The organism is Pseudoalteromonas sp. T1lg75, from assembly GCF_002964705.1.
Classification (GTDB): Bacteria; Pseudomonadota; Gammaproteobacteria; order Enterobacterales; family Alteromonadaceae; genus Pseudoalteromonas.
Window position 1 is genome coordinate 19,514 of sequence record NZ_PQCD01000003.1, and the last position, 10,621, is coordinate 30,134.

At 50.1% G+C, this 10,621-nt stretch carries 7 protein-coding genes; 1 reads left to right on the forward strand and 6 read right to left on the reverse strand.

What is annotated here, in order from left to right:
- Positions 1-121: 121 nt before the first annotated feature.
- The 4 genes from ggt to secA form a co-directional block, all read right to left on the reverse strand.
- Positions 122-1,831 (reverse strand): gamma-glutamyltransferase, encoded by a 1,710-nt coding sequence (gene ggt, locus C2M36_RS00120; protein ID WP_105253195.1) that lies wholly within the window; start codon positions 1,829-1,831, stop codon positions 122-124.
- A gap of 182 nt (positions 1,832-2,013) precedes the next feature.
- On the reverse strand, positions 2,014-4,101 hold the full coding sequence (locus C2M36_RS00125) for a M13 family metallopeptidase (RefSeq protein WP_105253196.1): 2,088 nt from the start codon (positions 4,099-4,101) through the stop codon (positions 2,014-2,016).
- Positions 4,102-4,195: 94 nt separating this feature from the next.
- A complete protein-coding gene (gene mutT, locus C2M36_RS00130) occupies positions 4,196-4,585 on the reverse strand; it encodes an 8-oxo-dGTP diphosphatase MutT (protein WP_105253197.1) in 390 nt (129 codons plus the stop codon).
- Positions 4,586-4,641: 56 nt separating this feature from the next.
- A complete protein-coding gene (secA, locus tag C2M36_RS00135; protein ID WP_105253198.1) occupies positions 4,642-7,344 on the reverse strand; it encodes a preprotein translocase subunit SecA in 2,703 nt (900 codons plus the stop codon).
- Positions 7,345-7,780: 436 nt separating this feature from the next.
- Here secA and C2M36_RS00140 point away from each other — a divergent pair, with 436 nt between their 5' ends.
- Entirely contained in the window at positions 7,781-8,287 is a 507-nt protein-coding gene (locus tag C2M36_RS00140) for a DciA family protein (RefSeq protein ID WP_105253300.1), read from the forward strand.
- A 46-nt stretch (positions 8,288-8,333) separates the two neighbouring features.
- Here the strand turns inward: C2M36_RS00140 and lpxC are convergent, their stop codons facing one another.
- Positions 8,334-9,245 carry a UDP-3-O-acyl-N-acetylglucosamine deacetylase gene (gene lpxC, locus C2M36_RS00145; protein ID WP_105253199.1) on the reverse strand — a complete coding sequence of 304 codons (912 nt, stop codon included), beginning with the start codon at positions 9,243-9,245 and terminating at the stop codon, positions 8,334-8,336.
- Positions 9,246-9,331: 86 nt separating this feature from the next.
- Positions 9,332-10,600, reverse strand: coding sequence for a cell division protein FtsZ (gene ftsZ, locus C2M36_RS00150; RefSeq protein ID WP_105253200.1), 1,269 nt, complete (start codon positions 10,598-10,600; stop codon positions 9,332-9,334).
- Positions 10,601-10,621: the final 21 nt, after the last annotated feature.

A 10,621-nucleotide genomic window follows, 5' to 3' on the forward strand; every position in this document is an offset into this window, starting at 1 on the left:
CTGATTGTCGCGTGTTAGCATCATATAAAATATAAAATGACAGCGCTATCATTTATGTTAAATAATCGTCAATTAAAGATAAAAGGCGGCCTTGGCCGCCCTGAAAATCAGACTGTCATTCCTAATATCCGGCGGCTTGGCCATCCTTACGAGATTCGGACGCACCATAATAAACGCCGCTTTGCGGGTCTTTGAGAATCGCCTGATAGCCACCATAGGGGCCCACGGCTTCTTGCAGGGTATGGCCTTTTTTCATTAATTCACGGCGCGTTTCCATGCTAAAACCGGACTCCAAGGACACCACACCACCATCGGTCATGATCTCATCGGTGGGCTGGGTTGAGCCAGAGTGCAGAATACGCGGCGCATCCCCCGCCTCTTGCAGGTTCATGCCAAAATCAATCATGTTGATCAGGATCTGCGCATGCATTTGCGGCTGCGTCGCGCCGCCCATCACCCCATAACTCATATAAGGTTTGCCGTTTTTGGTGACAAACGCTGGGATAATGGTGTGAAAGGGCCGCTTGCCCGGCTCATACTGATTGAAGTGCCCTTCTTTAAGCGAGAATAATTCACCGCGGTTTTGCAGCACAAAGCCAAGCTTTTCAGGTGTCATACCCGAGCCCATGCCACGGTAATTGCTTTGGATCAGCGACACCATGTTGCCGTACTTATCCGCCGTGGTCAGGTAGATGGTATCCCCTTCAACCGGGCCGGCATGGTCGCGCTTGGCCGCCTTATTGGGGTCGATGAGTTTGCGACGCTCGGCGGCATATTCCTTGGAAATCAAACGCTGCACCGGAATGTCGTTAAAAGCAGGATCGGCGTAGTACTTGGCCCTATCGGCAAAGGCGAGCTTCTTGGCCTCAACAAAGGTGTGAATATACTCGGGGCTGTCAAAGCCCATGGCGGCAAGATCATAGTCTTCGAGGATATTCAGGATCTGCTGGGCGGCGATACCCTGGCCATTGGGCGGTAACTCCCACAAGGTGTGTCCGCGATAGGTGGTGGCCACCGGCTCAACCCATTCACTGGTGTGGGCCGCCAAGTCTTGGTAACGGATATAACCGCCATTTTCCTGCATATAACGGTCGATTTCCTTGGCGATATCGCCCTTGTAAAAGGCATCGCGACCACCTTCTGCCAGTTGCTTGTAGGTGTTGGCCAATGCCGGGTTTTTAAATATCTCACCTTTTTTCGGCATCTCGCCGTCGGCCATAAAGACCTCTTTAAAACCCGGGTATTCGCCCCGAGCACCGACACTGCGCTGCATGTAATAGGCGATCACCTCGCTGACGGGAAAGCCCTTTTCGGCATACTCGATACTGGGTTTTAAAATTTCTGCTATGGGCAGAGAGCCAAACTTTTCGTGTAACTCAAACCAACCATCAACGGCACCGGGAACTGACACAGGCAGCGGTCCATAGGCGGGGATCTTCCCCTCATCCTTGGTTATTTTCTTAAGCTCTTCAAAGCTCAAACCAAGCGGTGAGCGACCCGAGGCATTCAAGCCATGCAGCTTGCCATCCTCGGCGGAATAAACAATAGCAAAGAGATCACCGCCGATCCCACAGCCGGTAGGCTCAACCAAACCCAGCATGGCGTTGGCGGCGATAGCCGCGTCAATGGCATTGCCGCCCTGACGCAAGATATTCAGTGCAACCTGGGTGGCTAAAGGCTGAGAGGTGGCAGCCATGGCCTCGCTGGCGATGACTTCGGATCGGGTGGCAAATTCCTTGCCGGTAATGCGATCGTGGGCGAGTGTGGCTGAAGGTGCCAGTAGACTTAGCGAAATTCCTGCTAGAAAAAACCCTCGTTTTATTCGCTTCATAATTCTCTACTCTTTGCTTTTATTTATTAGATAACAAAGTTAGTAGATAAATAACGACCAAGGCAATGGGTTTGCGTTAACGGGGGAAACAAGTGCGATAAAAAACAAAGGCGCCGCCCCGTTACCCTGCCTCTATTTGGCGAGGATAACAAGACAAGCGCCTTGGCAGTAATTAGCCGAACTTACCAGATCTTAACGCGATCTTCCGGCTTAATGTACATTTCGTCGCTTTCTTTCACGTCGAATGCCTTATAGAACTCTGGCATATTTGGCAGCACACCGATTACACGGTAGTGGCTTGGTGAGTGCGAGTCAGTCATCAAACGATTGCGCAGCTCTTCATCACGGTACTTACGACGCCAAATTTGCGCCCAACCCATAAAGAAGCGTTGATCGCCGGTGTAACCGTCAAGTACAGGTGCTTCTTCGCCACCCAGTGATAACTGGTAGGCTTTATAAGCTACGGTTAGGCCGCCTAGGTCACCGATGTTCTCGCCCAGCGTCAGCTGGCCGTTCACATTAGCGTCTTCAAACGGGGCATATTCATTGTACTGCGATACCAGTTGCTGACCACGCTCCTGGAACTGCGCCAAATCTTGCTCGCTCCACCAGTTACGCAGGTTACCGTCACCATCGTATTTTGAACCCTGATCATCGAAGCCATGACCTAGCTCGTGGCCAATTACCGCACCGATGGCGCCGTAGTTCACCGCGTCGTCCGCTTCTAGGTTAAAGAATGGCGGTTGCAGGATGGCCGCAGGGAACACGATTTCGTTGTTCACTGGGTTGTAGTAAGCATTCACCGTTTGCGGTGTCATAAACCACTCACTGCGATCCACCGGCTTGCCCAGCTTGTTACGCATATCATCGTATGCCCACTCACTGTGACGAATAAAGTTACCCGCCAGGTCGTCCGCTTTGACCTCTAGCGCCGAGTAGTCTTTCCACTTGTCCGGGTAACCAATCTTAGGCGTGAACTTGTTCAGCTTCTCTTTGGCTGCCACTTTCGTTTCGGCACTCATCCACTCCAGACCGTCGATGGCTTGGTCGAAACCCTTGATCAGGTTGGCAACCAACTCTTCCATGCGTGCTTTTGCTTCAGGTGGGAAGTTATCTTTAACGTACACCTTGCCTAGCAGCTCACCCAGTACCGAGTTGGCTGAGTCTACCGCTTTTTTCCAACGCGGTTGCTGCTCTTCAACGCCACGTAAGGTGGTGCTGTAGAAAGCAAATTTACGGTCAACAAATTCCTTGCTAAGCTCATCGGCGTAGTTGCTAACAAAATGGAATGTTAGGTAATTCTGCCAAGTAGCCAGGTCGGTTTGCTCATAGATACCCCCTAGCTTTTCAAAATAAGAAGGCTGACGTACAACCAACTCTTCGGTGTTGATTTTTGATTGCTTTAAGAACTGAGCAAAGTCGAATGCACCGGTTAGCTCATTGGCTTCGGCAACCGTCATCTTGTTGTATGACTTGGTCGCATCGCGGCTTTCTACTCGGCTCCACTGCGCCGTAGCCAGCTCGGTTTCAAGGGCAAGAATGCCCTTTGCCGCTTGCTCTGCATTTTCAACGCCAGCCTTGGTTAGCATGTCCGTGATATAAGCCAGGTATTGGGCGCGGATGGTAGAAAACTTCTCATCATCTTTAAGGTAGTAATCACGATCCGGTAAACCTAAACCCGACTGAGACACATAAAGAGCGTACTGGCTTGAGTTCTTGGCATCGTTATTGACATACCAAGCAAACGGCGTGGTGCCGCCTTGAATGCGCAGATCAGCCATCAGCGACACCAGTGCCGCTTTATCGGCAACGCCGGCAATCTTGTCCAAGTATGGCTTAAGCGGGGTGATGCCCTTCTCTTCCAAAGCGTCGGTATTCATATAGCTGCTGTAGAAGGCGCCCAGCTTTTGCTCATCGCTGCCCGGTGCCGCCTTGGTGTTTTTAGCCGCCGCTTCGATCACTTCTTTCAGTGCCGCTTGCGATTGGTCATATAGAGCAGTGAAAGAACCGTAGTTAGACTTGTCGCCCGGAATTTCGGTGCGCTCTAGCCATTTACCATTGATGTGGTAGTAAAAATCATCTTGTGCGCGCACGGCGGTATCGATGTTTTCTAGATCAATACCCGAAGTTAGTTGTTGCACTTGTTTTGTTTGTTCTTTGGCAACGCTTTGCGCTTGAGTTTCGGTATTTGCACTTTGTGCTTGTTCACTACAACCGGTAAGTCCTAATGCCAGCGCCGTTGCGGCCGCTGCTAAGGTTACTTTAAACATATTGTTATCCCATTTTTAATTATGAAAGAGGTGATCCCCAACTAGCCCATATTAAACCCATGGGCGCAGAGCGAGAAACGCAGTTTGTAACAATTTATGAACATAGTTTTTCTAAGATGGCCTGGTTTGCTTTGGGGAAGGCATAACGGTGTAAATCACTGATTGCCACCCACTCCCCTTGCTGGCCTTCGGCACCATGAGGCTCACCACTGAAGTCGCTGACCTTATGGATATCCAGGCGTACCTGCTTATCGCCATAGTCATGCTCAATCAGCATAAAGGAGTCGCTGCTGTGCACCTCAATAGCGACTTCTTCCAATAGCTCTCTGGCCAAGGCCGCCGTGGTGGTTTCACCGGCTTCGATTTTACCGCCAGGAAACTCCCACAAGCCGCCTTGATGTTTGTCGTCCGGGCGTTTACATATGTAGGTTTGCGCACCGCGAAGAATGATCCCCACGGCAACATTGACCACTTTCTGACTCATTAACTGCTCCATAAAAAAAGCGGCATAGGCCGCTTTTTATTCAAGTAAGTGAATGCTTAGCTTAATTTGCCACAGCATTGCTTGTATTTCATACCCGAGCCACATGGACAAGGTGAATTACGACCTACCTTAGGCTCGGCACGCGCCGATACCGGCGCAGGTGCTTCACCGCCAACCTGCTCGGCGTCGGCGTGTTGATACTGACGCGGTGCTTCTTCAGACTTACGATGTTGCTCTTCAACCTTTTCAACATCTTCCTCGGCACGAACCTGAACCTTGCTCAAGATGTTAACCACATCCGTTTTCAGGTTTTCTAGCATGGCCGAGAATAGCTCGAATGACTCACGCTTGTATTCTTGCTTCGGATTCTTCTGCGCATAACCACGTAGGTGGATACCCTGACGTAGGTGGTCCATGGCAGCCAAGTGATCTTTCCAATGCTGATCCAGGCTTTGCAGCATAACCGCTTTTTCGAATTGACGCAGTACCTGTGGACCCACCATTTCTTCTTTTGCTTTATATGCGTTAGTGGCTTCTTCGACGATGCGCTCACGCAGTTTTTCTTCAAACAACTTATTGTCTTCGGCAAGCCATTGCTGGATAGGCAAATCAAGCAGGTAGTCTGCCTTCAAGCGTTCTTCCAAAGCAGGCACGTCCCACATTTCCGCCAGCGATTGCGGGGGAATATACTGATCGATCACGCCGTTGATCACGTCGTTGCGAATAGCATCTATGGTTTCTGAGATATCACCCTCTTCCAGCAGCTCGTTACGCTGGGCGTATACCACGCGGCGCTGGTCGTTGGCCACATCATCATACTCAAGTAATTGCTTACGAATATCGAAGTTACGGGCTTCTACCTTACGCTGGGCGTTTTCAATGGCACGGTTAACCCAAGGGTGTTCGATGGCTTCGCCACGTTGCATGCCTAGTTTACGCATCATGTTAGTCATGCGCTCACCGGCGAAGATACGCATCAGGGCATCTTCCATCGACAGATAGAAACGGCTTGAACCGGCATCACCCTGACGACCCGAACGACCACGCAACTGGTTATCGATACGACGAGACTCGTGACGCTCGGTACCGATAATGTGCAGACCACCGGCAGCGATGACATCGTCATGACGCTTTTTCCATTGTTCTTTGATTTTTGCGATTTGCTCTTCACTTGGGTTATCAAGCTTTTCGGCTTCGCTCTGCCAGTTACCGCCTAGCATGATATCGGTACCACGACCGGCCATGTTGGTGGCGATAGTCACTTTACCCGGTAGACCCGCATCGGCAACGATGTCGGCTTCCTGAGCGTGGAACTTGGCATTCAATACGTTGTGCTGAATTTTCTCTTTACGCAGGAACTGCGACAGGTATTCCGAGCTTTCGATTGAAATAGTACCCACTAGCACCGGCTGACCGCGCTCTTGGCAGTCTTTAATGTCGGCCAAAATCGCTTCGTATTTTTCTTCCTGAGTCAGGTAAACCAGGTCGGCACGATCATCACGGATCATCGGCTTGTTGGTTGGAATAACAACTGTGTCTAGACCGTAGATAGACTGGAATTCGAACGCTTCGGTGTCCGCCGTACCCGTCATACCGGCTAGCTTGTCGTAAATACGGAAGTAGTTCTGGAAGGTGATTGATGCCAGGGTTTGGTTTTCATTCTGGATCTTCACGCCTTCTTTGGCTTCTACCGCCTGGTGCAGACCTTCAGACCAGCGACGGCCTTCCATGGTACGACCCGTGTGTTCATCAACAATGATGATTTCATTGTCTTTAACCACGTAATCGACGTCTTTTTGATACAGTTTGTGTGCACGTAATGCGGCATACACATGGCTAAGCAGAGTAATATTACCCGCCGAGTACAGTGAATCACCCTCTTCAATCAAACCACGCTCGGTAAGAAGCTCTTCAACTTTGATCTGGCCGCGCTCGGTCAGGTGAACCTGCTTGCCTTTTTCGTCAATGGTGTAATCGCCGTCGCCTTCAACGCCTTCTTCGTCTTCTTTTTCCTGCTGTACTAGCTCAGGAACTATCATGTTGATTTGCGTGTAAAGCTGGGATGAATCTTCAGCCGGGCCAGAGATAATCAGCGGCGTACGGGCTTCATCGATCAGGATTGAGTCAACCTCATCCACCACCGCAAAGTTCAGTGGACGCTGCACGCGCTCATCGATACTAAACGCCATGTTGTCGCGCAGGTAGTCAAAGCCAAACTCGTTGTTGGTACCATAGGTGATGTCGGCAGCGTAGGCGTCTTTTTTCTGCATTGGCATCATGCCAGGCACGTTACAGCCCACGGTTAAGCCCAGGAATTCAAACAGCGGACGGTTGGTTTCTGCGTCACGCTTGGCCAGGTAGTCGTTCACGGTAATTACGTGTACGCCCTTACCCGATAAACCATTAAGGTAAGCTGGTAGGGTTGCGGTCAGGGTTTTACCTTCACCGGTACGCATCTCGGCGATACGGCCCTGGTGCAACACCATGCCACCTATCATCTGTACATCGAAGTGGCGCATGCCATACACACGCTTTGACGCTTCACGTACTACCGCGAAGGCTTCTGGTAATAGGTCATCTAAACTTGTGCCGTTGTCATAACGCTCACGAAATTCAGCGGTTTTTGCTTTTAGTTCTTCATCGCTGAGTGATTCTAGCTGGCCTTCTAAGGCATTGATTAGCGCGACCGTTTTACGTAAGTTTTTAATTGTGCGGTCATTGCGGCTACCAAAAATTTTGGTAAATATTTTCGTGATCATGATTTAACCGTTACATTCTCATCTGCGTTAAGCGCTCTGGGTCATCCTTCGGGGTCACCCCTAAGGACGCTGCCAAGTCACTTGCGAACTTCGTTTATCCAATTTATACCGCACTCAAGTTACATAAGAGCGACTATTGTGGATCTATTGAGTGTGACTGCTTGAGCGGTGTACTTTTGAGCGACATCATAACAAACTCAATGAATTGCAGCACCTAATAATACCAATTCCATTAGCACTTCCGGTAACTTGCCTTTACAGCGCAAAGCCTATTAAAAACTAATGGCATTGGTATTATCGCTGGCCTATCATAACGTTCAGAGAAATCTTTGCAAACTTAGCAATAGAAAGTGGGTCTAAAGTACAGCAATAGAGACTCAAGCATTGCTATAGAAGTGGTGACGATTCAGTCAAATTCAAGAGGTGGATGCCGTTTATGGCAAAAGATCGCTATGCGCCAAAACAACTTAACGAGGTGCTGGGGCAATTAAACCCGCGGCTCGGTTCGCGCATCGCCAGCTATGGCGCCAAAACTCAGGAGCTGGCCTCGCAACAACAGACTCTGCACCAGGCGGTGGGGGAAAACCTGGCGAAGAAGTGCCGGGTGGCCAATATCCGCGATGGCGACTTGATCATCGAGGCTCATAGCGCCACTGTGGCCATGAAGCTGAACTATATCAAGATGGATATTCTCTCGGCCTTTCGCCAACAGGGCTTGGTGGATTTATGCCAGGTAAAAATAGTCACCTCTCCCAACGCGGCGCAGCGTGCACCTTTAGCACAGACGCGCACACAAACTCAAAAGGCCAAAAACGAGCCCTCGAATAAGCGCACCATGAGCGAGCAAACGGCGCACAACTTAGAATTGATTGCCGAACATGCACCGCCCTCACTGCAACTAAAATTAATGCGCTTGGCACAACACGGCAGACAAAAAAAATGACGCTTTTAAGCGTCATTTTTTATTCAATAGTTTTCTATTTACAGGCTTAAGCCGTATGCAGGGCCAGAGCCGGAGCTGGCATGGTCACTGAGTCTTCAAATGTTGCCCATTCCCATGCCGACTCGGTCGCCATGATTTTACGTAGCAATTTGTTGTTCAGATCGTGACCCGACTTATAAGCGGTAAGTTTACCGAGAATGTTGTGGCCGGTCATAAACATGTCACCCACGCAGTCCAAGATCTTATGCTTAACGAACTCGTCTGCATAGCGTAAGCCGTTTGGATTAAGCACCTTAAACTCGTCAAGAACAACGGCATTGTCCATGCTGCCACCTAGAGCCAGGTTATTGGCATGCATGTACTCGATGTCTTTCATAAAGCCGAAGGTACGGGCACGACTGATCTCTTCGATAAAGTTCTGTGCCGTAATATCCAGAGCAATGCGCTGACGACTGTCGTTAATAGCCGGGTGATCAAAGGCAATCTCGAAATCGATATGAAAACCATCATAAGGTTCGATTTCGGCCCACTTGTCACCCTCTTCTACACGTACCTTTTCTTTGATACGAATAAAACGCTTGGCTACATTCTGCTCGGCGATACCGCCTTTTTGTAGCAGATAAATGAATGGCAAGGCACTGCCATCCATAATCGGAACTTCACCGCTATCAAGCTCAACAATCAGGTTGTCGATGCCTAACGCGGCTACTGCAGCGATAAGGTGCTCAGTAGTAGATAAGCGAACGCCGTCTTTATTAGTTAAACAGGTACACAATTGCGTATCGCCCACCGCTTCCGGGGTCGTTTCGAAATCCACAACCGGATCAAGGTCCACGCGACGAAATACTATCCCAGTATTCGCGCTCGCTGGTCGGAGAGTTAAGGAAACCTTCTCACCCTTGTGGAGACCAACACCCGTGGCTTTGACTACTTCTGCAATCGTACGCTGTTTGATCATAGGCTTTCGCTCACTTACTAAACTAAAATTAGACGGCGGATTCTACCACACATCGCACCAGTTAACAAATCAGTTTATTTTTTAAACTAGTCTGCTTGCTTACGCAGAAACGCCGGGATATCGAAATAATCACCGCTTTCGTCCTGCTTCTTCGGTGCAGCACTTGCTTTGCTTTCTTGGCTTGGCGCCGTAGGCGAAGTTTGTGCTAATGAAGCTGAAGCTGAGCTTACTGACTCCTCCGCTGGCTTCGACTCATCAAAGCTTGAAGATGTTCCCTGCGTGGCAAAGCTTGGCACAAACATAGAAGTATTTTGTGTGCTCTGCATCCCTTGGGCGCTCACATCAGAGCCCGCAGCACGTTTAAAGCCGTTGTCTACCACACCGAACTGAGGACGACGATCGCCACCTAGGCCAGTTGCCACTACGGTAACGCGCAGCTCATCGCTCATTTCCATATCGATGGCGGTACCTACTACCACGGTGGCATTCTCAGATGCCAGGGCCTTAACATGGTTACCAACGATCTCGAACTCTTCGATAGATAGGTCCATGCCCGCGGTGATATTAACCAGGATACCCTTGGCACCGGTTAAATCCACGTCTTCAAGCAGTGGGCTTGAAATAGCCGCTTCCGCCGCTTCCTGTGCACGGTCCGGACCGGATGCCGAAGCAGAACCCATCATTGCCGTACCCATGGCCGACATAACAGTACGTACGTCGGCGAAGTCGACGTTAATAAGGCCGGCGCGAGTGATAAGCTCGGCAATACCTTGGACCGCACCGTAGAGTACGTCATTGGCTTTAGCAAAAGCATCCAGCAGGGTTGTGCCCTTGCCCAATACTTTCAATAATTTATTGTTAGGAATGGTGATCAGTGAATCAACGATTTCCGCCAGTTCATTAATGCCCTGATCCGCTGCCGAAGCGCGCTTTTTACCTTCGAAATCGAATGGACGCGTTACCACCGCCACGGTCAAAATACCCAACTCTTTGGCAAGGCGAGCGACCACAGGTGCCGCACCGGTACCTGTACCACCGCCCATACCGGCAGCGATAAAGACCATGTCTGCGCCTTGCAGGGCACTTTTAATGGTTTCGGCATCTTCTTCGGCACTTTTCTTACCGATTTCCGGGTTCGCACCGGCACCTAAACCTGAAGTGATCTGTGTACCTAGTTGCACCGTGACATCTGCGGATGACTTGCGTAGCGCCTGCGCATCGGTATTGGCGGTGATAAATTTCACGCCTTCGATGTGCTGTTGCACCATGTGTTCTACGGCATTACCGCCGCCGCCACCGACACCTATTACTTTGATGACAGCTTCTTCGCTGTGCTCTTCCATCATATCAAACATTGTTTACTCTCCGACTTGAGT